This is a genomic window from Streptomyces viridosporus T7A (assembly GCF_008704515.1).
GTDB classification, from domain to species: domain Bacteria; phylum Actinomycetota; class Actinomycetes; order Streptomycetales; family Streptomycetaceae; genus Streptomyces; species Streptomyces viridosporus.
The window spans coordinates 1002432-1027001 of sequence record NZ_CP023700.1; the positions used below are offsets into that span (position 1 = coordinate 1002432).

Sequence of the window (24570 nt, forward strand, 5' to 3'; positions counted from 1 at the left end):
AGAACCGCATGTGTCTGGCGGTACCCGGCAAGGTGCTGGGCGTCGAGGAACGGGACGGCATCCGCATGGCCGCCGTCGATTTCGGCGGAGTGGTCAAGGAGGTGTGTCTGGAGTACCTGCCCGACCTGCAGGTCGGTGAGTACGCCATCGTCCACGTCGGCTTCGCCCTGCAGCGGCTGGACGAGGAGTCGGCCCGCCGGACCCTGGAGCTGTTCGAGGACCTCGGCATGCTGCAGGAGGAGTTCGGCGATCCGTGGGAACAGGCCGCGCAGGTCGGCGACGACCGCGGCCGGGAGGTGCGGTGATGAAGTACATCGACGAGTTCCAGGACCCCGAGCTGGCGGCGCGCCTGCTCGACGACATCAGGGCCTCGGTGACCAGGCCGTGGGCGCTCATGGAGGTGTGCGGCGGCCAGACCCACAGCATCATCCGGCACGGCATCGACCAGCTGCTGCCGGACGAGGTGGAGTTGATCCACGGGCCGGGCTGTCCGGTCTGTGTGACGCCGCTGGAGGTGATCGACAAGGCGCTGGCGATCGCCTCGCGGCCCGAGGTCGTCTTCTGCTCCTTCGGCGACATGCTGCGGGTTCCGGGCACGGGCCGCGACCTGTTCCAGGTCCGGGGGGAGGGTGGCGACGTCCGCGTGGTGTACTCCCCGCTCGACGCGCTGCGGATCGCGGAGGAGAACCCGGACCGGGAGGTCGTCTTCTTCGGCATCGGCTTCGAGACCACGGCGCCGCCCAACGCGATGACGGTGCACCAGGCCCGCAGGCGCGGCATCCGCAACTTCAGCCTGCTGGTCTCGCACGTCCGGGTCCCGCCCGCGATCGAGGCGATCATGCAGTCGCCGGACTGCCGCGTCCAGGGGTTCCTGGCCGCCGGACACGTGTGCAGCGTGATGGGCACGCAGGAGTACCCGGAGCTCGCCGAGCGGTTCCGGGTGCCCATCGTGGTGACCGGGTTCGAGCCGCTGGACATCCTGGAGGGCGTGCGGCGGACCGTACGGCAGTTGGAGAGGGGCGAGCACAGGGTCGACAACGCCTACCCGCGCGCGGTGCCGGCCGAGGGCAACCCCGCCGCGCGGGCCGTGCTGGACGACGTCTTCGAGGTCGCCGACCGCGCCTGGCGCGGCATCGGGGTCATCCCCGACAGCGGCTGGCGCCTGTCGGAGCGGTACCGGGACTACGACGCCGAGCACCGCTTCCGGGTGGAGGACATCGCCACGCTGGAGCCGGCCGAGTGCCGCAGCGGCGAGGTGCTGCAGGGGCTGCTGAAACCGCACGAGTGCGAGGCCTTCGGGACGGCGTGCACTCCGCGCACCCCGCTGGGGGCCACCATGGTGTCCAGTGAGGGCGCCTGCGCCGCGTACTACCTGTACCGGCGGCTGGACCTGCCGGCCCGGCCGGCGGGCGCCTCCCGTCCGGTACCGGTCGCCGCACCGGCGGCCGGCGCTCCGGCGGACGTGACCGGCGCGCACCGGAAGGACGGCTCCGTTGTCTGAGACCACCGGGCCCCCCGCCGCCCTGGACATGCTGTCCTGGTCCTGCCCGGCGCCCCTGCGTGACCGGCCGCGCGTGGTGATGGGCCACGGCGGCGGCGGCGTCCTGTCCGGCGAACTCCTCGAGCAGGTCGTCCTTCCGGCGCTCGGCGGGCCGGCTCCGGCCGCGCTGACCGACTCCGCCGTGGTCGAGCTCGACGGCGCGCGGCTCGCCTTCTCCACCGACTCCTTCGTGGTCCGGCCGCTGTTCTTCCCCGGCGGCAGCATCGGTGACCTCGCGGTCAACGGTACGGTCAACGACCTCGCGATGAGCGGGGCGCGTGCGGCGTACCTCTCGTGCGGCCTGATCCTGGAGGAGGGCGTCGAGATCGACACCGTCGCCCGGGTGGCCGAGGCGCTCGGCGCCGCGGCCCGTACCGCCGGGGTGCGGGTGGTGACGGGCGACACCAAGGTCGTGGAGGCGGGACACGGCGACGGCGTCTATGTCAACACGGCGGGCATCGGCGTGGTCCCCGCCGGGGTCGACCTGCGCCCGCAGCGGGTGGTTCCCGGCGATGCCGTCCTGGTCAGCGGCGCCATCGGCGTGCACGGCGTGGCCATCATGAGCGAGCGGGAGAACCTGCGGTTCGACGTCGAGGTCGAGAGCGACTGCGCGCCGCTCGGCGGGCTCGTCGAGGCGATGCTGTCGGCCGGCGCGGATCTGCACGTGCTGCGCGACCCGACCCGCGGGGGCCTTGCCGCCTCGCTCAACGAGATCGCCGCGGCCTCGGGCTGCGGGGTCGTCGTGCAGGAGCGCGCCGTCCCCGTCCCCCCGCCGGTGGCGAGCGCCTGCGCGATGCTGGGCCTGGACCCGATGTACGTGGCCAACGAGGGCAAACTCGTCGCCTTCGTGGCCCGTGAGCACGCCGACGCGGTTCTGGCCGCGATGCGGGCGCACCCGCTGGGCTCCGGGGCCGCGGTCATCGGCGAGGTGGTGGCGGACCACCCGGGCATGGTCGTCGCGCGGACCGGGCTCGGGGGCACGCGGGTGGTGGACATGCCGATGGGGGAACAACTCCCGCGCATCTGCTGACCCGGCGCCGGTGTCCCCCGCGGTCCGCCGTGCCGTCGGCCGTCCACGCGAGGAACGATTCGACCGTACTGATCCACTCACTTCTGTGATCGAAAGCGATTGGGTATGACACTTGCGCGAAGGCCCGGTGTCACGACGGCGGCCGAGACCGCCCGCTCCACGGAGACCGGTGCTTCTCCGGTCAATTCGCACAACGAGTGGGATCCGCTGGAGGAAGTCGTCGTCGGGCGCCTGGAGGGTGCGACGATTCCGTCGAACCACCCCGTGGTCACCTGCAACATTCCCCGGTGGGCGGCACACCTGCAGGGGCGCGCCGCCGGCCTGAGGTATCCGCGGGTTCTGGTCGAGCGGGCGCAGCGGGAACTCGATCGGTTCATCGCCCTCCTGGAGGCTCTCGACATCACGGTCAGGCGTCCCGACGTGGTCGACCACCGACAGCGCTTCGGCACCCCGGACTGGTCGTCACGCGGATTCTGCAACAGCTGTCCGCGGGACAGCATGCTCGTCGTCGGCGACGAGATCATCGAGACGCCGATGGCCTGGCCGTGCCGGTATTTCGAAACACACTCCTACCGCACGATCCTCAAGGACTACTTCCGGCGCGGCGCGCGCTGGACGGCGGCACCGAAACCGCAGCTCACCGACGACCTGTTCGATGCGGATTTCAGCGTGCCCGCGGCGGGTGAGCCCGTGCGCCGCATCCTCACCGAGTTCGAGCCGGTGTTCGACGCGGCGGATTTCGTGCGCGCCGGACGCGACCTGTTCGTCACGCGGAGCAACGTCACCAACGGCATGGGCATCGACTGGGTGCGCCGCCATCTCGGCCCCGGCTACCGCGTCCACGAGATCGAGAGCCGGTGCCGCACGCCGATGCACATCGACACGACGTTCGTCCCGCTCGCGCCCGGCAAGGTGCTGGTCAATCCCGAGTACGTCGACGTCGACCGCCTGCCCGACGTACTGGGTTCCTGGGACATCCTGATCGCCCCCGAGCCGGAGCCGACCGACAACCTCCTGCTCAAAGCCACCTCCCTGTGCGGCAAGTGGCTCAGCATGAACGTGCTCATGATCGACGAGAAACGGGTGATCGCGGAGCGGCACCACACCGGCATGCTGCGCGCGCTCGAGCGGTGGGGATTCGAACCGGTCCCGTGCGACCTGCTGCATTACGCGGCGTTCGGCGGCTCGTTCCACTGCGCGACACTCGACGTCCGACGCCGCGGCACGCTCGAATCCTATTTCGACTGACCGGCCGGCCGGGCCGATCGGGTCGGGACCGGCCGGCCGGCACGTACGACCTCTGAAGTCTCCGGAACCTCCAAAACGCCGCCGGGTGTCCCGGCACCGCCCGTCACACCACGAGAGCGAGCCCTTGACGGGCGGTCATACGGCAACGCCGGGCGGCAGCTTGCGATCGGCCGAGCCCCCTTCGGCCGATCGGGTGAAACATTCGACCGTCCGGCCGAAAGGCGGTCCGGACAAGGCGAGGGCCCCGGAGCGGCAGGGCTAGTTTCCGTGGGGTTGGTGACATGCCTCCCGGCCGCGGGCCCGGGGGCGCAGGGCGTTGGCAGCGGCTCGTCGGCCGTGTCGAACTGTTGGTTGAGCGCTGCGGATCGAGGAAATTGATGGCGACACACACCGAACCGGTGGCTCCCGTTCCGTCGGCTGAACGTCACACCAGGGGACAAGTGATCATCTCCTGGCTGACGACGACGGACCACAAGAAGATCGGGCACCTTTACCTGATCACGTCGTTCGCCTTCTTCCTGATCGGCGGAGTGCTGGCGATGGCGATCCGGGCGGAGCTGGCCCGCCCGGGTCTGCAGCTGCTGTCCAACGAGCAGTACAACCAGTCGTTCACCATGCACGGCGCGATCATGCTGCTGCTGTTCGCCACCCCGACGTTCGCCGGCTTCGCCAACGCGATCATGCCACTGCAGATCGGCGCCCCGGACGTCGCCTTCCCCCGGCTGAACATGCTCTCGTTCTGGCTGTTCGCCCTCGGTGGTCTGATCGTCATCTCCGCTTTCCTCACTCCCGAGGGCGCGGCCGACTACGGCTGGACGGCCTATCCGCCGCTGAGCGAGCAGACCCGTTCCCCCCAGCTCGGCGCCGACCTGTGGATCATGGGGTTGGCGCTCTCCGGCTTCGGCACCATCCTGGGCGCGGTCAACTTCATCACCACCATCATCTGCATGCGCGCCCCCGGCATGACGATGTTCCGCATGCCGATCTTCACCTGGAACATCATGCTCACCTCGGTGCTGGTCCTGCTCGCCTTCCCCGTCCTGGCCGCCGCCCTGCTCGTGCTGGAGGCCGACCGCCGCTTCGGCTCCCAGGTCTTCAACGCCGCGAACGGCGGACCCATCCTGTGGCAGCACCTGTTCTGGTTCTTCGGGCACCCCGAGGTCTACATCCTCGCCCTGCCCTTCTTCGGCGTCGTCACCGAGATCATCCCCGTCTTCTCCCGCAAGCCCATCTTCGGCTACATGGGGCTGGTCGGCGCCACCATCGCCATCACCGGCCTGTCCGTGACCGTATGGGCGCACCACATGTTCGCCACCGGTGCGGTGCTGCTGCCGTTCTTCTCCTTCATGAGCTTCCTGATCGCGGTCCCGACCGGCGTGAAGTTCTTCAACTGGATCGGCACCATGTGGAAGGGCTCGCTGTCCTTCGAGCCCCCGATGCTGTGGGCGATCGGCTTCCTGGTCACCTTCCTCTTCGGCGGCCTGACCGGCGTCATCCTGGCCTCGCCGCCCCTGGACTGGCACGTCCACGACAGCTACTTCGTCGTCGCCCACTTCCACTACGTGGTCTTCGGCACCGTGGTGTTCGCCATGTTCGGAGGATTCAGCTTCTGGTGGCCGAAGATGACGGGCACGATGCTCGACGAACGCCTGGAGAAGATCCACTTCTGGACGCTGTTCGTCGGCTTCCACACCACCTTCCTGGTGCAGCACTGGCTCGGCGCCGAGGGCATGCCGAGGCGCTACGCCGACTATCTGGCCGCCGACGGGTTCACCGCCCTCAACACCACCTCCTCCATCGGCGCGTTCCTGCTCGGCCTGTCCACGCTGCCCTTCCTGTACAACGTGTGGAAGACCGCGCAGAAGGGCGAGAAGGTCGAGGTAGACGACCCGTGGGGCTACGGGCGTTCCCTGGAGTGGGCCACCTCCTGCCCGCCGCCGCGCCACAACTTCGTCACGCTGCCCCGCATCCGCTCCGAGTCCCCCGCCTTCGACCTCCACCACCCCGCCCTGGCCCAGTTGGACGAGAGGGAGAACACCGGCAAACGCGACGTGGTCGACGCCGCCGGGCACGAGAGCGACAGATCGTGATCAGAGGTCGGGGTCCTCGTCCGGGGACCGGCCAGGTCTCGGCGCTCGTCGCGGAGGTGGAGGGTCACCTCATGGCGCAGGCCCACCTCGACGAGGCACGCCGCGAGGCCGAGGAGTTGTGCGCCGGGCTGCCGTGGCTGACGTCGGCCCAGGCCGAGGACCTCATGGACCGCTACATGCAACGGCGGCTCGACTTCACCCGCCGCATGCTGCGGAGCACGGTCGAGCGCGCCGCGCAGCTGCGGCAGGAGTACGAGGCCCGGTACGCCGTACTCCGGCGTGACCTGCTCAGGCGCCATGCCGTCTGCGCCTGCGCCCTCCTCCTGTGCGCCGGCGCACTGGGTTCCTTCACGGGTCTGCTCGTCCGCTGACCCCGTGCGGAGGCGGCGTCGTCAGGAGCCGGCGGTCCGGGACAGAACACCGGTCACCTCCCGGCGTACCGCGTCCCAGGCCGTCGGCGGGAGGATGCCGAGGTCCGTGTCCTCCAGAGCGCGCAGCACCTGCTCGGGCCCGGTACGGCAGGGCGCGGTCCCGCTGGTGACCTCGTAGCCGTCACGGACGGCGACATCGAGGTGGTGCCGTCCGTCGTTCCCGGCGTGGACGGCGGTGGCGACGACGAGCGGCGGCGGGCCGCCCGCCTCGCCGGCCTCCTTGGAGTAACCGCTCGTCACGGGGGCGTGCCAGTGCAGACCGAGCAGCAGGTGACGCTTCGACACCACTTCGGCCAGGTCGGTCTCGTAGGTTCCGTCCCGGTCCAGCACGGTCGCTCGCGCCTTCAGCACCAGGGCCGCGGGGAGCAGGCAGCGCAGCGTGCTGCCCACGATGTTGCCGCCGACCGTGGCCGTACGCCGCACGGCGCCGGTGCCCACGGTGGAGGCCGCACGACGCAGCACCTCCGGCAGGCGGTCGTCCATCCGGTGCAGCAGGACGGCCGCGCCCAGCGCCTCGCGTTCGATCACGTTGGCCTCCGGAAGACGGCGCAGGGACATCGCCTGCTCGGGGAAGCCGTCCCGCTGCCAGAGGGCCCACACGAGGGTGGCTCCGCCGACGGGCACCGCTCCCTCGGCCAGACACTGCTGTGCTTCGGGCAGGGAGATGGGCAGACGCAACAGCACGGCGGTCGACCTGCTTTCCTTGGCATCGGCGGCGGGACACGGCAGTCCGCGGGGTGCTCGAGGACACTGAATTGTCCGTACGGCCGCGGGGGCGCGTCCAGGGCTCACACATGCACCGCGTGCGCCCGTCGGAGTGCGCGGGACCTTGCGTCCGGCCGGTCGCGTGCTCCATGGTTGACGCGCGTCACATGACTCGTCACCCAGCTGAACCACACGTCCCGAAACCGGAGATCACATGTTCGGACGCGCTGTACGACTCATCCTCTCTATTGTCATGCTCATGTCTGCTGCAGTCGTGGGAACGGTCGCCACCGCGGGGACCGCGCACGCCGACGGCTGCTACACCTGGACCCGCACCCTGTCCCAGGGCGCTTCGGGCGCCGATGTCACCCAGCTCCAGATCCGGCTCGGGGGCTACCCGGGCTACGGCTCCGTGCTGGCCGTCGACGGCAGCTTCGGGCCGGCCACCGCGGCCGCCCTCAAGCGCTTCCAGTCGGCGTACGGCCTGACCGCGGACGGCGTGGCGGGCCCGAACACCTACAGCAAGCTGTACGCCCTCCAGGACGACGACTGCACGCCGATCCACTTCTCCTACAGTGAGCTGAACTCCTGCAACTCCACCTGGTCGGGCGGCGCGGTCAGCGCCTCGACCGCCAAGGCCAACGCGCTGCGGACGATGTGGAAGCTGGAGGCTCTGCGGCACGCGCTCGGCGACCAGCCCATCCGGGTCACCAGCGGCTTCCGCTCCCACGCCTGCAACGACGCCGTGGGCGGCGCGAGCGGCAGCCGTCATCTGTACGGCGACGCGGCCGACCTGGGTGCCGGACCGCACTCCCTGTGCACCCTGGCCAAGCAGGCCCGCTACCACGGCTTCCGCGGCATCCTCGGTCCGGGCTACCCGGGACACAACGATCACACCCACGTCGACCACCGCGGCAGCCAGTACTGGTCCGCGCCGACCTGCGGCGTCTGAGTCCGCGTCAGCCGTGCGGGGTTCCCCGGCCGGGTTCCGGGGGACCCCGCACGTCGTCATGCCGCGCCACGCCGGCGGCCGGTGCGCGGCCGTGACGAGTCCCGTCCGCCGGAACGGGTGCCTGCCGCCCTCGGCGGCAGGCACCCGTGCGCACGTCAGATACCGAATTCCGCCGGTGAGAGGCCGAGGGCCGCGCAGGCCTCGCGGACGGCGTACTGCTCGGAGGCCTCGAAACCGCCGTCGGCACCGGCGACGACGATGCCGGTCTGGACGACGGCCCGGGCCTCGACCGGCTTCTTCGCCGCCTTGGCGATGTCCTCCAGCGCCCGCGCCCTGCCCCGCTCGAAGTCGGCCGTGAGCCGGTCCACGTGCTCGTTGAACAGCTTGCGGAGCTGGTCCGGCGGGAAGTTCTGCAGCACCTCGTTGGTGGCGATCAGCTCCTCCACGCGCCGGCGCTCCGACGGCTCCACGCGTCCGTCCGCCGCGGCCACCAGCGCGCACATCGCCATGGCGGCGTCCCGGTAGGCGCCGCTCTTGAGCTCGGTCTTGGCCGAGGCGAGCTGCGACTTCAGCAGCCCGACCAGCTGAGCCCTGGAGCCGCCGGAGGACGAGCCGCGGCCACGCCCACCGCTCTGGGTCTGCTGGAGTGTCCTGGCCTGGTCCTTGAGTCGGTCCCACATCGCCACTGGTGCCACCTCGGCTTCTGTTGCTGTCCGTCCGGGCCCTGGGGGCCGGTCCCGGACCTTTGCGGTCCGTCCGATCAACGGACGCGACCGCGGGCCGGTTCCCGCACGGAAAGTTTTTCCACCACTCCGAGTGATCGGATCATTGGACGGAAAGTGCGGAATTCGGCACCGCGAAGACCGATATGAGAATCAGACATCCCGGAAAGATCCTCGAAGCCTACCGCCGCCATGACCGCTTGACCTGGTCTCATGACGGAACCGCTTCGACGCGTGGGCGCGCGCCGGGATGCCGCTGGACGGCTTCGGCTACTCCATGGTCCTCGCGACCGAGGGCGGTCCGGGTCCGCACGCCCGGGGAACGCGTCAGACGCCGGTCACCGGGGTACCGCCGTCCCGGCACGGTCGCGGGCCGTGCCGGCACCGGTGGCGCGGCGTTCGTACCGGAGCGCCACTCCCGTCGCGACGGCGCCGAGGCCCTCCCAGACCCCGACGCCGATGAACGCCTCCGGTGCCCTTCCGCCGATCACCGCGACCGTGAACACGGCGCACGTCAGCAGCCTGAAGGGCACCGTCCAGCGGAAGAAGGCCCGCCAGTCGGCGAGCGCCGCCAGTACGTAGTACACGCCCATGTTGAGTGCCGCCATGGACGACGCCGTCACGAAGGCCGACGTGTGGTCACCGCTCCCCCGCCCGCCGGGGACCGCGAGGCCGAGCATCGACAGCTGCGCGGCCGGCGAGACGAGACCCACCGCGCCGAGCACGGCGGCGAGCACGCCGAAGACGGCCATGGTCCAGCCCGAGGCTGAGCGGGGGTATCGCACGCGGTGATCGTAGCGAGGGCCCAGGTGACCGCAAGTCCCTTGACGGAAGCGGCCGTTGCTCAGCCCATCGTCCACTTCTGGTTCGCGCCGCCCGTGCAGGTCCAGATCTGCAGGCGGGTGGCGTTGGCCGAGCTGTTGCCGGTCACGTCCAGGCATTTGTCGGCCCGGGGGTTGACGATGTCACGCGCTCCGGTGACGGTCCACTTCTGGTTGGGCCCGCCGGTGCAGTCCCACAACTGGACGGGCGTGCCGTCCGCGGTGCCGTTGCCGGTGACGTCCAGGCACTTGCCGAGCGCCCGGAGCGTGCCGTCGGACCCGGCGGTCCACCGCTGGGCGGCGGTGCCGTTGCAGTCGTAGAGCTGTACGGGTGTGCCGTTGGCGGGATCGGCACCGGCGACGTCGACGCACTTGCCGGCCAGGCCCCGGATCGCGGTGCCCGGAGCCGTGTCGCCCGTGGTCACCGACACGTGGTCCACCACGAGTTGCTGGGGGAAGACGGTGGAGCCGTCCGGGTCTCCGGGCCAGTAGCCGCCCACCGCCAGGTTCAGGATCAGGAAGAACGGCTTGTTGAACACCCAGCTCCGGCCGCCCAGGTCGGCGGGGGTGCGCCGCTGGTAGACGTTGCCGTCCACGGACCAGGTGATCGCATCCGGTGCCCAGTCGACGGCGAAGGTGTGGAAGTCGTCCGCGAAGGCCCGGCCGCCCGGGAGCGAGTAGGCCGCGCCGATGCCGCCGGCACCGGAGTAGCCGGGGCCGTGGATCGTGCCGTGCACCGTGGACGGTTCGAAGCCGACGTTCTCCATGATGTCGATCTCGCCCGAGGCGGGCCAGTCGACCGGTGTGCCCAGCATCCAGAACGCGGGCCACATGCCCTGTCCGCGCGGGAGCCTCATCCGCGCCTCGACGTGCCCGTACTGTGCGGTGAACCGGCCGGCGGTGTTGAGCCGGGCCGAGGTGTACTGGCAGGTGCCGTACCAGCACTGGTAGGTGGCCGGGTTCTCCTTGCGGGCGGTGATCACCAGGTGGCCCCGGCCGTCCAGGGCGGCGTTCCTGTTGCCGGAGGTGTAGTACTGCCGCTCGTGGTTGTTGACGTTGTCTCCGGTCTCGACCTGCCACTTCGAGGAGTCGACCGCGGCGCCGGCGGGCCCGTCGAAGGTGTCGGAGAACGTCACGGCCGCCGCGGCGGTGGCGTCCGCCGGTTCCGCCTGCGCGGTGCCGACGGCGCCGGAGGCGACCAGCGCGGCGGACAGGGCGGCGACCAGCCATCTGCGGAGCGTGCGCGGAGAGGACATGGCTCTCCCTTCCGTACGGCGCGGCCCGTGGGCACGAGTGCGCCGACCGAGGTGTGGGGGGGGTGAGGTGTCGCCCCTTGATTTAAGGAGTGAGCTAAGGGGGCGTCAATACCCCGGTACGGACCAGGGATCCGCAGCACGCTTCTTCCCCCGGGTTCTCCGGGCGCTCGTTCAGGCCGTGCTGCCCCAGGAGGTCCGGTGCGCGCAGCCGGGGTCGTGTTCGGTCGCGCACGACGTCCACCAGCGTTCGCAGCACGCGGCCTCCACCTCCGCCCGGGCGAGCGCCGCGACCGCCGCGTCCCGCCACGCCGCCCGGCGGCCCTCCCGTTCCCGCAGGACGGCGACGGCGCGCCGTTCGTCGGCGATGACGGTTTCGCGGACGATCCCCATGACCGGGGCGAGGGCGGCGACGGCCATGGCGAGGGTGGTCCAGGCCGGGACGGCGCCCCAGGTCCGAACGGTGCAGAAGGAGAGCCAGAGGGCGACGGCGACGTAGAGGACGGTGAGCGTGCGGCTGCCTCTGCTCATGGCGGTTCTCCTTCTCGGTCCCGCGTGGATCGTGCCGACCGGTCTGCCGCCGCATCCCGTCGACTTCGCCTGGACTCCTGATGCCCTCGATGAACGCCGTCATGACTGCGAAGGACACCACACCGCCGGCGACCGCTCGATCCTGCGCTCCGGACCGCCGGACATCACCCGGAGAGCGGCGTTCGATCCCGCGGTGAGCGCTTCGGGGCCGGTGGTGACCGCGCCGGGTGGGAGACCGAACGGGTGCGCTACATTTTGCTCGCCCTCGACCGCGATCACTCACGATCCCTCACGCCACGGAGCCGGCCCCACCCATGAGCGACATCGTCAACGGACTCGGCCGCGCCACCGCCTACGGCGCACTCGGTCTGGTCCTGCTGGTCCTCGGCATCGTCCTGGTCGACGTCCTGACGCCCGGAAAGCTCGGCCGGCAGATCTGGGAGGAGCGCAACCGCAACGCCGCCGTGGTGCTCAGCTCCTCGCTGCTCGGCATCGGCGGGATCGTGTTCACGTCCATCTGGACGACGTACGAGGACTTCGGCAAGGGGCTGGTGTCGACCGCGGCGTTCGGGCTGCTGGGGCTGGTGATGATGGCCCTGGCGTTCCTGGTGGTGGACCTCGTCACGCCCGGGCGCCTGGGCGCGACACTGGTGGAGCCGGAGCCTCACCCCGCGGTCTGGGTGACGGCGTCCTGCAACCTCGCGGTGTCCGCCGTCGTCTCGGCGTCCATCGCCTGACGCCGGCCTCCTCGCCGCCCCGGCGGCGGTCCTTCCCGCGGTCAGCCCGAGACGACGTGGAGGAGTGCCGTGCCGTCCTCCCCGGTCGCCGCCCGGACGACCACGGCGCCGGTCTCGGCGCGGGGCGGCCGGGTGCCGACCGGGCCGCAGGAGGTGCCGGAGCCGTTGCCGCGCAGGACGGTGAGACAGCCCTGCCCGGGGCCGCCGACTCCGGCCCGGGAACGTCCGTTGCCCGACTTCACCGTGTACTCGATCCTGTTCGGGCCGACCCCGGTCACGGACAGCGTCACGCTGCCGGCCGGTCCCTCGAAGCGGAGGGTGACCGGTTCGGACACCGCGATCTCGCAGTTCCCGTCCGCGCAGGCACCGACGTCGTGCCCGTCCGCCGCCGGCACCGAGGGCTCGGCCCGGGCGACGTGACCGGCGGACGGAGGTTTCGGCGAGGGCGACGCGGAGCGCGACTGCGGCACGCGTCCGTCGCCGCCCCGAAACGTCCCGTCCTGCTCGTCCGGGCCGCCGCAGCCGAGCGCCGTCACGGCGGCCAGCAGCGTCAGGGCCGCCGCCGCTCCGGCCCGGCGACGGGTGCCTGCCCTTCGTGTCCTGTCCGTCGGCGTGGTCGCCGCCATGGTGCCCCCGTGCGTGGTCCGGTTCGCCGTTCGGCGGCCAGTCTTCCCCCGCGCCGCGGCGCCCACTCCGCCGCGGCGCGGGATTCACTCCCGGGGCCCGGGACGGCGCGGCAGGGCGGTACGTCCGGACGCCCCGCCGTGCCGGCGGCGGCTCAGGGGCTGCCGCACGTGAGCGTGTGCGGTGCCGTCGACGCGCTTGCGGTGACCGTGAAACCGAAGGTGGTCGCGGCGCCCGGTGCGAGAGTGCCGTTCCAGTCGGTGTTGCGCGCGGTGACGGCCCCGGTGGTCCCGGTGTTCCGGCCGTTCCAGGGGTTGCTGAGGGACTGGCCGGGCGCGAGTGTCATGCCGACGGTCCAGCCGCCGAGCGCGCCGGTGCCGTCGTTGCGCACGGAGACCTCGCCCCGGAAGCCGCCGGACCAGCTGCTGACGGTGCGGTAGGTGGCGGTGCAGGCGCCGCCCGGAGTGCCGGGGCCGCCTCCCGTGGCGCCCTGTCTGGCAGGACGGGAGGTGACTTCCCCTCGAGGCACCACGTTCCGCCCTGCTTCGGGGGCGGAAGTTTCGCTCGGCTTGCGATCGGAGTGAGTCCCTGTGAGTCCCTCATGGCGGCAAGGAGGGAATCCGGTCACCGCGCGGCCTTCGGTGCGGTCGCTCGTCGCTCCGTCACCCGGGGGACGCGGTCCGGCGGGAGAGATCCTCGTGGTCCTGCGCCGGTCCGACTCGGGGCGTCGCCCCGGTCCGGCCGGCGGCGAAGGCACGGTACCCGTCGGCACCGGTCGCGACCCTCATGAGGCGGAACCGCGAGGACGGGACGGCTCTCGGCCCCGGACACACCGGCGTCTCGGTGCCCGGACGCCGTCGGCCGCTCCCGCGCCGCGGACCGTGACCGTCGCCGAGCGGGAGCGCCGGGCCGGGGCGGCCTTCCCCGAACCGGGCGGCCACGCGGTCCCGGACGGACTCGGTCCGCTCCGGATCAGCCGGTCCGCCGATCAGGACGTCCACCGGGAGCCCAACGTCCGGATGCGGCACGGCCGGAAGGCGGTGCCGCGTCTTCGACGGGGGACGGGCGTCGTCGTACTGCCCGCCCGGGTCACGCCGCGTGCCTGCGCTCCCTCGCCACGCGTATCGACACGGGGGGCTGGACCCGGTCGGCCGGACTGACCCGGTACGTCGTCCGGTTGGGGTCCACGACGGGCTCCCCGAGCGCGATGCGTCCCGCCGCGTACAGTTCGTCGCACTCGGCGGTGGGCAGGGCGGCGTAGCAGCCTCCCATGCCGGTGGTGGAGTCGAGCGGGCGCCAGTAGCTGTACCTGCGGCGGCCGTTCGCGTACACGGTGACGTAGGTGGGGGTGCGGGGGTCGGAGACGATGCGCAGCACGTCGACGCGGTCGTTGCCGAGCGGCGCGCTCGACCGGGAGGGGGCCGTCCGGAGCGCGGTCGCCGGCTGCTCTCCGCGGGCCCGGCTCTTGAAGGGGCCGGGCGGGCTGACCGCCGTGGTGGTCCTCGCGCCGAGTCCGGTGGTGGCCGTGCCCGGCTCGACGGCCGTCCGGGGGCGTCGGCGGCGCGCGGTCGGGAGGACGACGAGGGCGTTTGCCTGGTCGACGGTGGAGAGCATCAGCAGTACCTTTCCGGAGCCGGGACTCGAGACCGTCTACCCAGCGAGGCGCCGGTGTTGATCTCTTTTTCCGATCATTGTGCTATCCCACACCGACAACGTCACGACGACACGGCCGAATAAGCCACCAGCGAAAGATCATTTTTTTCTCTTCTCCCGTGCTCAGGACGGGAGTTCGCGTCCGGGCCGACCCGTGGGGGCCGGCCCGGGCGCCGTGCGGAGCGGTCGGGCGCAGGGATCAGACGAGATCGAACCGGTCGAGGTTCATGACCTTGTCCCAGGCCTCGACGAAGTCGCGCACGAACTTCTCCTTCGCGTCGTCGCTCGCGTAGACCTCCGCGAGCGCGCGCAGTTCGGAGTTCGAGCCGAAGACGAGGTCGGCCCGGGTGCCGGTCCACTTCACCTCGCCCGTGGCCGCGTCACGGCCCTCGAAGACCGTCTGGTCCGCGGAGGTCGCCTTCCACGTCGTGCCCAGGTCGAGCAGGTTGACGAAGAAGTCGTTGGTCAGCACCCCGGGCGTCGAGGTGAGGACGCCGTGGGAGGACTGCCCGTGGTTGGCGCCCAGGACCCGCAGGCCGCCGACGAGGACCGTCATCTCGGGGGCGCTCAGGGTCAGCAGGTTCGCCCGGTCGAGCAGCAGGTACTCGGCCGGCAGCCGGTTGCCCTTGCCGAGGTAGTTGCGGAACCCGTCGGCGGTCGGCTCGAGCGCGGCGAAGGACTCGGCGTCCGTGTGCTCCTCGGTCGCGTCCACCCGGCCCGGGACGAACGGCACCTCGATGTCGTGGCCGGCGTCCCTGGCCGCCTTCTCCACGGCGGCGGAGCCGCCGAGCACGATCAGGTCGGCCAGGGACACCTTCCTCGCGCCGGAGTTCGCGTTGAACTCCTGCTGGATGCCCTCGAGGGTGCGCAGCACCTGCGCCAGCCGGTCGGGGTCGTTGGCCTCCCAGCCGCGCTGCGGCTCCAGGCGGATGCGCGCGCCGTTGGCACCGCCGCGCTTGTCGCTGCCGCGGAACGTCGAGGCCGACGCCCACGCGGTGCTCACGAGCTGCGCAACGGTCAGGCCCGAGTCGAGGAGCCTGGCCTTGAGGGCCGCGATGTCCGCGGCGTCGACGGTCTCGCCCTCGGCCTCGGGCAGCGGGTCCTGCCACAGCAGCGTCTCCTGCGGGACCTCCGGGCCGAGGTACAGCGACTTCGGGCCCATGTCACGGTGGGTCAGCTTGTACCAGGCGCGGGCGAAGGCGTCCGCGAACTCCTCCGGGTTCTCGTAGAACCGGCGGGAGATCGGCTCGTAGATCGGGTCGAAGCGCAGCGACAGGTCGGTGGTGAGCATCGTCGGGCGGTGCTTCCTCGACGGGTCGTACGCGTCCGGGATGATCTCCGGGGCGTCCTTGGCCACCCACTGCTGGGCGCCGGCCGGGCTCCGGGTGAGCTCGTACTCGTACTCGAAGAGGTTCTTGAAGAAGCCGTTGCCCCACTGGGTCGGCGTGGTGGTCCAGGTGACCTCCAGGCCGGACGTGATGGTGTCCGCGCCCTTGCCGGTGCCGTAGGAGTTCCTCCAGCCCAGGCCCTGCTCCTCGAGGGTGGCGGCCTCGGGGTCGGGGCCGACGTGGTCCGCCGGGCCGGCGCCGTGGGTCTTGCCGAAGGTGTGGCCGCCGGCGATCAGGGCGACGGTCTCCTCGTCGTTCATCGCCATCCGGCGGAACGTCTCACGGATGTCGCGGGCCGCGGCGATCGGGTCGGGGTTGCCGCCCGGGCCCTCGGGGTTGACGTAGATCAGCCCCATCTGGACCGCGCCGAGGGGGTTCTCCAGCTCGCGGTCGCCGGTGTAGCGCTCGTCGCCGAGCCAGGTGGACTCCGGGCCCCAGTACACGTCCTCCTCCGGCTCCCAGACGTCCTCGCGGCCACCGGCGAAGCCGAAGGTCTCGAAGCCCATCGACTCCAGGGCGACGTTTCCGGCGAGGATCAGCAGGTCGGCCCAGGACAGGCTCCGGCCGTACTTCTTCTTGACCGGCCACAGCAGCCGGCGGGCCTTGTCGAGGTTGGCGTTGTCGGGCCAGCTGTTGAGCGGGGCGAAGCGCTGCTGGCCGGCCCCGGCGCCGCCGCGGCCGTCGCTGATGCGGTAGGTGCCCGCGCTGTGCCACGCCATGCGGACCATGAAGGGGCCGTAGTGACCGAAGTCGGCCGGCCACCAGTCCTGCGAGGTCGTCAGCACCTCGGCTATGTCGCGTTTCACGGCCGGCAGGTCGAGGGCCTCGAACGCCTCGGCGTAGTCGAAGTCCTCACCGAGCGGATTGGCCACGGCCGGGTTCTTGGCGAGGATCTTCAGGTTGAGCCGTTCCGGCCACCACTGACGGTTCCCGCCGCCCTGGGTCGGATGGAGGGCGCGGCCGTGCGCGACCGGGCAGCCACCCGCCTCCTCCGCCTTGGGGTCGGTGACGATCGCGTCGTGGTTCTCGGTCATGGGGATCCTTCCGGGCTGAAGGTGTCGCGCAGTTCCGTCACTGCGGGCGGTGGAACAGGCGGGGCACAGGCCCCAGTGGATGACCTCGGCTCGTCGATCACGAAGCCGTGACCGTCGAACGCGGTCGGACAGGGCGCGTCGCCGAGCGCGCAGTCGGCGTCGGCGACGAGACCGCAGGACCGGCACACGAGGTGGTGGTGGTTGTCCCCGACCCGCCCCTCGTACCGGGCGGGGCTGCCGGCCGACTCGATCCGGCGCAGGAGTCCCGCCTTCGTCAGCGCGTGGAGGGCCTCGTACACCGCCTGCACCGAGACGTGGCCGATGCGCTCCCGCACCCCGCGGGCGATCGCCTCGGCTTCGAGGTGGTCGCCCCGGCGAACGGTGTCGAGCAGAGCGACGCGGGCGGCCGTCACACGCAGGCCGGCGCCGCGCAGCTCCTCGGCGGCGGTCGGGAGCCGGGACGCGGTCATGGGCAGAAACTAGCGTCCTGGACGTGAACAATTCCAGAGAACGAACCAGTCCAGTCTTGGGGCTTGTCCGGTAACGGCGGGTGACTCCCGAGTTGCGCACCGAGCCACGACGAGGTCGCCCCGGCGTCGCCGTGGACGAGCAGGCCGTCGTCCCGCAGACGTGCTCCCGGTGCGGGTCCGTGCTTCGTGCGGCATCCGTCATCCGTTAAGTGACGGTTCGTCACATGACGTTCCAGCGAGGTGGTTTCGGCGAGGGGGCGGTTGCGCGCAGCGGATCGGCCGGCGCGCTCCGGCCCCTCGGTGGTGCCGGCCTCCTCCGCCGCTCGGGCGGGCGGCCGCCGTCCCGCGTCAGCACAGCACGCGCAGTGCTCCGGGCAGGACCCTGGCCGTCACCGGGAGGACGGCCTCCACCTCGCCGTCGGTGCCGTAGGGGACGTCGCGGTCGGCCGCGATGCGGATCTCCCGGCCCCTCAGGACCCGCACCTCGGGCCGGTGCACGTGACCGCCCGTCCTGAGTTCGTTCATCAGGGTGAAGAACAGGCGCCGGGGGGCCTGACGGATCATCACCACGTCCAGCAGGCCGTCGTCCACCCGGGCGTCCGGCGCGATGAGCCGGCCGGACCCGTAGTAGCCGGAGTTGGCGGCGACCACCGTGTACCCGGCGTGCGGGTGCTCCTCGCCGTCGACGGTGACCCGGTAGTGGGCCGTCCGCCAGGCGGCGACGGCGCGCAGACCGCCCGCGTAGTAGGAGGCGGAGCCGCGCAGCACCCTGGCCCGGTTGGCGTGGCGGTTGGCGAGCGCGTCCACGCCGGCGTACACGCTGCCGAGCACGACGGTGCGGTCGTGCACGGCCGACTCGACCTCGATGGTGTCGACGGGCCGGGGGTCGCCGTGCAGCAGGGTCCGGGAGAGGGCGGCCGGGTCCGGGTCCAGCCCGAGCGCCCGGGCGAAGTCGTTGCCGCGGCCGGCCGGGACGAGCCCGAGCGTGGCACCGGTCCCGGACAGGGCGCCGCCGACGCACCCGGCGATGCCGTCCCCGCCGACGGCGAGGACCACCCGCCCCTGTTCCCCGGCGGTGCGGGCCACCTCCCGCGCGTGGTCCAGGCTGCGGCTGTACTCGGTCCGCAGGTCGGCCCCCGCCTCCCTCAGCAGCCGCGCGAGGGCGAGGAGGGCGGCGGCGCCGCCGGCTCCGCCCGCGCTGGGGTTGACGACGGCGGTGAACTGTCGCATCGGGTGCCTCCGGGCGCCGACGGGATGATGACGGAAGGGGGGTCTGCCGGGGTGCGGTTCAGTCGGCGGGCAGGAGCACGCCGGGGTTGAGCACGCCGTCCGGGTCCAGCCGCCGCTTCACCGCGCGCAGGGCGTCCACGCCCAGCGGGCCGGCCTCGCGGAGGTACCAGTCCCGGTGGTCGGTGCCGACGCCGTGGTGGTGGCTGATGGTGCCGCCCGCGGCGAGGATCGCCTCGTTGGCGGCGTGCTTGGCGCGCGTCCAGTGCGCCACGGCGTCCTCGCCCTGTGCCGAGACCACGGTGAAGTACAGCGAGGCGCCGTTCTCGTAGACGTGGGAGATGTGGCACATCACCAGGGGCGGGGTGCCGGCCTCGGTGAGCGTCCCGGTCAGGGCGTCGCGGACGGCGGCGTACAGCTCGGGGACACGGGACCAGAACGTCGCCGTCTCGAGCGTCTCCACCAGCGCCCCGGCGTCGAGGAGCGCGTCGCGCAGGTACGGCGCCGAGTAGCGGCCGCCGGCCCAGCGCCGCCCCGGCTCCTCGCCCAGGGGTGTTCCGCCGCACGCGCGCAGGACGGCCGCGGCGCGTTCCCCGCGGTGGGCGGTGTCCTCCTCGGTGCCCTCGTGGCCGACGACGGCCAGGCAGCCGGCCGAGGACTCCCGCGGGCCGGAGCCGATCGCGTCGGGCTGGGCGAGGCCGACCAGCGTCTCGGTCTCGTCGGACAGGCGCAGCACCGTCGGGCGCGGGCCGTCCTGGGCGAGCCGGCGCAGTGCGGTGGTCCCCTCCTCGAAGGAGTCGAAGCGCCAGCCCTCGTACACGCGGACGGGCGGGACGGGGCGGATCCGCACCGTCACCGCCGTGATGACGCCGAAGGCCCCTTCGGAGCCCAGGACCAACTGGCGCAGGTCGGGCCCGGCGGCCGAGCGCGGGGCGCGGCCGGTGTCCAGGGTGCCCCGCGGCGTGGCGAGGGTGAGGCCGAGCACCATCTCGTCGAAGCGGCCGTACCCGGCGGACGCCTGGCCGCTGGAGCGGGTGGCGGCGAAGCCCCCGATGGTGGCCCACTCGTAGGACTGGGGGAAGTGGCCGAGGGTGAAACCGTGTTCGGCGAGCAGCGCCTCGGCCCGCGGGGCGCGCAGGCCGGGTTGCAGGGTGGCGGTGCGGGAGACCGGGTCGAGGGCGAGCAGGCCGTCCATGCGCCGCAGGTCCAGGGCGACGAAGGGGCCGCGCCGCTCGGGGGCGAGTCCGCCGACGACGGAGGTGCCGCCGCCGAACGGCACCACGGCGAGGCCGTGTTCGGCGCAGGCGCCGAGGACGGCGAGCACCTCGTCGTGGCTGGCCGGGAGCACGACGGCCGCCGGGACGTCGGTGACGTCTCCCGCGCGGATGCGCAGCAGGTCGGGGGTGGACTTGCCGCGGGTGTGCCGGATCCGTGCCTCCGGATCGGTGCGCACGTGTTCCTCGCCGCCGACGGCGGCCACCAGGGCGCGACGGGCGGCCGGTTCCCCTTCCGGTTCGGGGACCGTGACGTCCTCCAGGGCGACCGGCCCGCTCCCGCGCGGCTCGACGCCGAGCAGATCGCGCAGCAGCCCGATCACCGTGTCGGGCAGCGGCGCCGCCTCGGCCGGGTCGCCCCAGCCGCTCCACAGCATGTCCCTGGCTTCCATGGACGTCGTCCTCCAGCGGTCGGAATGGGCGATGCCGTCGCCGACGGCCTCACGGGGCGTTACACTGTGACACATGACGCCTATTCGTCACAACCGTTCGGACAACGACGCGGTGCTCGACGCGGTCCGCGACTGCGTCCTGGCCGTCGGGGTCCGCCGCACCACGCTGACCGACGTGGCCCGCCGCGCGGGGGTCTCCCGGATGACGCTCTACCGGCGGTGGCCCGATGTGCGGTCCCTGGTCGGCGACCTGATGACCCGGGAGTGGATCGGGGTGGCCACCGCGGCCATGCCCGAGCGCCGGCCGGGCACGCCCCTGCGCGGCCCGCTCGTCGACGGGCTGGTGGCGGCGGTGCGCGCCCTCGGCGAGCACCCGCTCTTCCGCAAGATCCTCGAAGTCGACCCCGAACTGCTGCTCCCCTACGTGCTGGACCGGCGCGGCGCGAGCCAGGACACCCTCCTGCAGCTGCTGGCCGACGCCCTGCGCGAAGGACACGCGGACGGCTCGGTGCGCGTCGGGCACACCGAGCGGCAGGCGCGCGCCGTACTGCTGATCGCCCAGTCCTTCACCCTGTCCCTGCGGACCATGACCGACGAGGACGACCCCGACCTCACCACCGAGGCCTTCCTCGCGGAGCTGCGACACACCCTGGAGAGGACCCTCGCCCCGTGAACTCACCCAGCGGCCCGTCCCCGGGCTCCTCCCTGTCCGCCGCCCGGCGCGCCCGCGAGCTGACGGAGACCGTGGACGGTCCGGTCGTCGACGTCCTGGTCGTCGGGCTCGGCGCCACCGGCGCCGGGGCCGCGCTGGACGCCGCGTCACGCGGCCTGAGCGTGGCCGCCGTCGACGCCCACGACCTGGCCTTCGGCACCTCCCGCTTCAGCAGCAAGCTCGTCCACGGCGGGCTGCGCTACCTCGCCTCCGCCCAGCTCGACGTCGCCCACGAGAGCGCGGTGGAGCGCGGCGTGCTGATGGAGCGCACCGCGCCGCACCTGGTGCGCGCCCAGCCGTTCGTGCTGCCCCTGACCCCGATGGTCTCCCGCGGCCAGGCGGCGCTGGCCCGGGCCGGTCTCCGGGCCGGCGACGCCCTGCGCCTGGCCGCCCGCACCGCACGGGCCACCCTGCCGCCGCCGCGCCGGCTCTCCGCGGTGGAGACCCGCCACCTCGCCCCCGCCCTGCGGGGCGACGGCCTGCGCGGCGGACTGCTGTCCTGGGACGGCCGGCTCACCGACGACGCCCGCCTGGTGACCGCCCTCGCCCGCACGGCCGCCGCGCACGGCGCCCGGGTCCTGACCCGGACCCGGGCCCTGGAGCTGACCTCCGGAGGGGCCCGGGTCCGCGACGAACTCACCGGCGAGGAGGGCGCGATCCGCGCCCGCGCGGTCATCAACGCCTCCGGCGTCTGGGCGGGCGGCCTCGTCGACGGCATCCGCATCCGGCCCTCGCGCGGCACCCACCTCGTGCTGCGCCCCGACTGCCTCGGCCCCCTGCCGGCGGGCCTGCACATCCCGATCCCCGGGGAGAACAACCGCTTCGTGCTCGTCCTGCCCCAGGACGACGGCCGGGTCTACGTCGGGCTCACCGACGAGCCCGTGGACGGCGACGTCCCCGACGTCCCCGAGGCGCCCGAGTCGGACATCGGCTTCCTCCTCGACGTCCTCGGCTCCGTCCTGGACGTCCCGGTCCACCGCGACGCCGTCGTCGGGGCGTTCGCCGGACTGCGCCCGCTGCTGGACACGGCCGACGCTTCCGGAGCGGCGAACGCGACGAGGACCTCCGACATCTCGCGGCGGCACGCCGTGCTCACCTCGTCCGAGGGGGTCGTCACCGTCGTCGGCGGCAAGCTCACCACCTACCGGCGCATGGCCCAGGACGCCGTCGACACGGCCGTCCGCGTCCGCCGCCTGCCGGCCGGCCCGTCCGTCACCGCGTCCCTGCCGCTGGTGGGCGCCGCGGCGCCGCACGTCCTCAGCGCCCTGCCCGCACCGCGCCGCCTGGTGCGGCGCCACGGCACCGAGGCACCGGCCGTCCACGCACTCGGCGCGCGGGACGCCCGGCTCCGCGAGCCGGTCCTGCCCTCGTATCCCGTCACCGGCGCCGAACTGCTCTGGTCGCTGCGCCACGAGGGGGCGCTCGACGAGGACGACCTCCTCGACCGCCGTACCCGCATCGGGCTGGTGCCCGCCGACCGCGCGGCGGCCCTGGAGGCGGTGCGCGACCTGCTGGACGGCGCCGCGGCGCGGCGGAGCTGAACACCGCGGGTTGCGCGACGCCGCTGCCGCGGTGACCGGTTCCCGCCCTCCGGACGGGCCGGAACCGGGCGTCACCCGCGGTGAACGCCGACCTCGTGGAGCGAGTAGCCCCACTCGGTGCCCCGGTCCAGGAACCGGAGGCGCAACTGGCGGGCCGGTGCGGCGGTGAACCGGGCCGTGTCCAGGCCGCCGTCACCGGACGCCGTGGACCAGACGGTCCGCCAGTTCACGCCGTCGGTGGACAGTTCGACGCGGTACGCCCTCCCGTACGCGCGCTCCCAGTCGAGCGTGACGCGTCCGACCCGGTGGACGGCGCCGAGGTCGATCCGCAGCCACTGGTCGTCGCTCCAGTCACTGGCCCAGCGGGTGCCCCGGTCGCCGTCCACGGCGCGTCCGGGCGCGTAGCTCGTGAACGGGTTCCACTCCGTCGAGCCGGCCGTCGCCGACGCGCCCTCGGCGAGGTTGGCGTCGGCCCGGTGCCGCTCGGCGGCGCCCCAGGTGCCGAGGTAGGACTCGGCGCCCCGGAAGAGGTCGTCCACCACGTCCTGCCCGCCGACCCGCCGGATGTCCTCGATCCAGTCGGGGACGAGCCCGTAGTGCGCGGCTCCGTCGGTGTTCAGGTCCCAGGTGCGCTCGCCGGTGGTCTGCCGGTCGATGACGGAGCCGCCGTCGACGCTGCGGAAGGGGTAGGTGACGGGGTTCGGGGCGTCCGCGCCGCGCGGGGCCGGCCAGCCGCCGACGCCGTTCATGTCCGTGCCGTAGCCGTAGCCCACGCCGTACTCGTCGCGCAGCGCCTCGGTGCGCTCCGCCTCCGCGACGAAGTGCTCCGAGCCGTTCATGTACTGGGCGACGAAGCCGCCGAGGCCGTAGACCCGCTCGGTCCAGTCCAGGTCCATCCAGCTGTGCGAGGAGAGCACGCCGGGGTACGACTCGGCCTCGAAGAGGTCGAGGACCCGGCCGGTGGCCTTGACGCTCATGTGGTCGATCTCGAGCATCATGTTGCGTTCCATCATGCCGCGCACGGCGTACTCGCCGAGTGCGGTGAGCCCGCGGACGTTGCACCGGGCGTCCTCGTCGTACGAGGGGACCCGCACGCCCGCCGGGAGCCTCTTCTCCGCCTCCGGCGCGGAGGCCGGGCCGATCGGGTTGTCGTGCTGGGGGCCGGTGCACCGTTCCGTCCGCCAGAAGGTGCCGGTCGACAGGAACTGCCCGACGTTGATCGCGGTGCCGAGCGCGCCCTCGTCGAAGCGGACCCCGCACAGCGCGTTGTCGAACTTGTGGCACAGGAACATGCTGCGCACGCCCAGCGCGTACAACTCGTCCAGCCCGGCGTCGATGTCGTCCCTGTCGCACTGCGCGACGTCCAGGATCTGCTTGCACCCGAACGGTTCCGAGGTCTCGACGCCGAGGACGACCGCGAGTTTGCCCTGCTCGACGACCTCGCGGGCCTGTGCGCTGTCGGTGACGATCCGGAACCAGCCCTTGCCCGGCCCGCCGTACATCCCGTCGACGTAGGCCTGCATGTCGTAGGTCAGCTTCGCCTGCAGCCGGATGGACGTCATCTCGTCGCAGCCGCGGTCCTTGAAGAAGTACACCGAGCAGATCACCCCGTTGGTGACGAGGTCGTTGACCAGCACGCGCTGGCCACCGCGCCAGGCCCGCTCGATCCAGGCGTAGTAGTTCTGCTGGTGGGTCAGGGAGTCGTGCGCGGGCCAGTCCGCGAAGGTGGGCCAGCCGTCCGGATCGTGCCTGCCGTCACCGCCGTTGACGATGAAGTCGAAGACGGCCAGGGAGCCGTCGGGGTAGTGCTCGGGGCAGTCCTTGAGCGCGTCGGCAATCCCCTTCGCGGAGAACGGCTTGCCGCAGATGAGCCGGCCGCCGAACGCCTCGTTGGACATGATGTGGTTGTGCGCGTCGACGAACCCGCGCACCTCGCCGCCGTCACCGGTGCCCGTGAACGGCGCGCCGGTGACGCCGATCCGCGCGTCCGGGACCGGCCGCGCGGCCGGCTCCCACCAGTCGCCGTCGGCCGCCGAGCTGGGCGTGGGCCCGAGGGCCGCGGCCAGGACGACGAGGAGCAGCGACACGAGGGTGACGCGGCGCCGTCCGCGATACGTGGTCATTGCGCACGTCCCTCCACCGACGGGATTGTCATGGACCGTGCAAAGTATGAGCAGAGGATCGCTACTGGCGCG

22 protein-coding genes and 1 pseudogene are annotated in these 24570 nt (G+C 72.5%); 10 read left to right on the forward strand and 13 right to left on the reverse strand.

Going from position 1 to position 24570, the window contains the following annotated elements:
• The first annotated feature begins 8 nt into the window (after positions 1–8).
• The 6 genes from CP969_RS04780 (at position 9) to CP969_RS04805 (ending at position 6279) form a co-directional block, all read left to right on the forward strand.
• Positions 9–305, forward strand: coding sequence for a HypC/HybG/HupF family hydrogenase formation chaperone (locus tag CP969_RS04780; protein WP_004992194.1), 297 nt, complete (start codon positions 9–11; stop codon positions 303–305).
• The gene (gene hypD, locus CP969_RS04785) at positions 305–1501 is read left to right on the forward strand and encodes a hydrogenase formation protein HypD (RefSeq protein ID WP_004992192.1); all 1197 of its coding nucleotides are present in this window, start codon (positions 305–307) and stop codon (positions 1499–1501) included. The genes CP969_RS04780 and hypD overlap by 1 nt, the downstream gene beginning before the upstream one ends.
• On the forward strand, positions 1494–2570 hold the full coding sequence (gene hypE / locus CP969_RS04790) for a hydrogenase expression/formation protein HypE (RefSeq protein ID WP_016827672.1): 1077 nt from the start codon (positions 1494–1496) through the stop codon (positions 2568–2570). The genes hypD and hypE overlap by 8 nt, the downstream gene beginning before the upstream one ends.
• Positions 2571–2675: 105 nt before the next feature.
• Positions 2676–3818 (forward strand): amidinotransferase, encoded by a 1143-nt coding sequence (locus tag CP969_RS04795; protein WP_016827671.1) that lies wholly within the window; start codon positions 2676–2678, stop codon positions 3816–3818.
• A 377-nt stretch (positions 3819–4195) separates the two neighbouring features.
• Positions 4196–5908: an aa3-type cytochrome oxidase subunit I gene (ctaD, locus tag CP969_RS04800; RefSeq protein ID WP_026085421.1), complete on the forward strand. Its 1713-nt coding sequence runs from the start codon at positions 4196–4198 to the stop codon at positions 5906–5908.
• 71 nt (positions 5909–5979) lie between these two features.
• Positions 5980–6279, forward strand: coding sequence for a hypothetical protein (locus tag CP969_RS04805; protein ID WP_016827669.1), 300 nt, complete (start codon positions 5980–5982; stop codon positions 6277–6279).
• A 21-nt stretch (positions 6280–6300) separates the two neighbouring features.
• Here CP969_RS04805 and CP969_RS04810 read toward each other — a convergent pair whose 3' ends face one another.
• Complete coding sequence (locus CP969_RS04810) at positions 6301–7023, reverse strand: FAD binding domain-containing protein (RefSeq protein ID WP_004992184.1); 723 nt, start codon at positions 7021–7023, stop codon at positions 6301–6303.
• A gap of 235 nt (positions 7024–7258) precedes the next feature.
• Here CP969_RS04810 and CP969_RS04815 point away from each other — a divergent pair, with 235 nt between their 5' ends.
• Positions 7259–7996, forward strand: a complete 738-nt coding sequence (locus CP969_RS04815) for a D-Ala-D-Ala carboxypeptidase family metallohydrolase (protein WP_004992180.1) — start codon at positions 7259–7261, stop codon at positions 7994–7996.
• Between the two features lie 155 nt (positions 7997–8151).
• Here the strand turns inward: CP969_RS04815 and CP969_RS04820 are convergent, their stop codons facing one another.
• From CP969_RS04820 to CP969_RS04835, 4 genes are all read right to left on the reverse strand, one after another.
• Entirely contained in the window at positions 8152–8682 is a 531-nt protein-coding gene (locus CP969_RS04820) for a tellurite resistance TerB family protein (RefSeq protein ID WP_016827667.1), read from the reverse strand.
• A gap of 374 nt (positions 8683–9056) precedes the next feature.
• On the reverse strand, positions 9057–9470 hold the full coding sequence (locus CP969_RS04825; protein WP_016827666.1) for a hypothetical protein: 414 nt from the start codon (positions 9468–9470) through the stop codon (positions 9057–9059).
• Between the two features lie 92 nt (positions 9471–9562).
• Positions 9563–10795, reverse strand: a complete 1233-nt coding sequence (locus CP969_RS04830; protein ID WP_016827665.1) for an RICIN domain-containing protein — start codon at positions 10793–10795, stop codon at positions 9563–9565.
• 171 nt (positions 10796–10966) lie between these two features.
• Positions 10967–11323, reverse strand: coding sequence for a hypothetical protein (locus tag CP969_RS04835; protein ID WP_016827664.1), 357 nt, complete (start codon positions 11321–11323; stop codon positions 10967–10969).
• 314 nt (positions 11324–11637) lie between these two features.
• Here CP969_RS04835 and CP969_RS04840 point away from each other — a divergent pair, with 314 nt between their 5' ends.
• On the forward strand, positions 11638–12060 hold the full coding sequence (locus tag CP969_RS04840) for a DUF350 domain-containing protein (protein ID WP_004992165.1): 423 nt from the start codon (positions 11638–11640) through the stop codon (positions 12058–12060).
• Between the two features lie 41 nt (positions 12061–12101).
• On the opposite strand, the gene CP969_RS04845 is transcribed toward CP969_RS04840, so the two are convergent.
• The 7 genes and pseudogenes from CP969_RS04845 to CP969_RS04875 all read right to left on the reverse strand — a co-directional run bounded on the left by CP969_RS04845 (position 12102) and on the right by CP969_RS04875 (position 20107).
• The gene (locus CP969_RS04845) at positions 12102–12686 is read right to left on the reverse strand and encodes a hypothetical protein (protein ID WP_223887055.1); all 585 of its coding nucleotides are present in this window, start codon (positions 12684–12686) and stop codon (positions 12102–12104) included.
• 152 nt (positions 12687–12838) lie between these two features.
• A complete protein-coding gene (locus tag CP969_RS33730) occupies positions 12839–13216 on the reverse strand; it encodes a cellulose binding domain-containing protein (protein ID WP_216087561.1) in 378 nt (125 codons plus the stop codon).
• Positions 13217–13773: 557 nt separating this feature from the next.
• A complete protein-coding gene (locus CP969_RS04855) occupies positions 13774–14298 on the reverse strand; it encodes a hypothetical protein (protein WP_016827660.1) in 525 nt (174 codons plus the stop codon).
• Positions 14299–14536: 238 nt separating this feature from the next.
• Complete coding sequence (gene katG / locus CP969_RS04860) at positions 14537–16759, reverse strand: catalase/peroxidase HPI (RefSeq protein WP_016827659.1); 2223 nt, start codon at positions 16757–16759, stop codon at positions 14537–14539.
• A 39-nt stretch (positions 16760–16798) separates the two neighbouring features.
• A pseudogene (locus CP969_RS04865) lies at positions 16799–17229 on the reverse strand (Fur family transcriptional regulator); the annotation flags it as partial.
• Positions 17230–17577: 348 nt separating this feature from the next.
• Positions 17578–18459, reverse strand: a complete 882-nt coding sequence (locus tag CP969_RS04870) for a YegS/Rv2252/BmrU family lipid kinase (RefSeq protein ID WP_016827658.1) — start codon at positions 18457–18459, stop codon at positions 17578–17580.
• Positions 18460–18517: 58 nt separating this feature from the next.
• Positions 18518–20107 carry an FAD-binding oxidoreductase gene (locus tag CP969_RS04875; protein ID WP_016827657.1) on the reverse strand — a complete coding sequence of 530 codons (1590 nt, stop codon included), beginning with the start codon at positions 20105–20107 and terminating at the stop codon, positions 18518–18520.
• Between the two features lie 88 nt (positions 20108–20195).
• Between CP969_RS04875 and CP969_RS04880 the strand changes: the two genes are divergently transcribed.
• Both CP969_RS04880 and CP969_RS04885 read left to right on the forward strand, forming a co-directional pair.
• A complete protein-coding gene (locus CP969_RS04880) occupies positions 20196–20795 on the forward strand; it encodes a TetR/AcrR family transcriptional regulator (protein WP_078495460.1) in 600 nt (199 codons plus the stop codon).
• Entirely contained in the window at positions 20792–22375 is a 1584-nt protein-coding gene (locus CP969_RS04885; RefSeq protein ID WP_016827655.1) for a glycerol-3-phosphate dehydrogenase/oxidase, read from the forward strand. Before CP969_RS04880 ends, CP969_RS04885 begins: the two co-directional genes overlap by 4 nt.
• Positions 22376–22446: 71 nt before the next feature.
• On the opposite strand, the gene CP969_RS04890 is transcribed toward CP969_RS04885, so the two are convergent.
• Entirely contained in the window at positions 22447–24498 is a 2052-nt protein-coding gene (locus CP969_RS04890) for a galactose-binding domain-containing protein (RefSeq protein WP_016827654.1), read from the reverse strand.
• Positions 24499–24570: the final 72 nt, after the last annotated feature.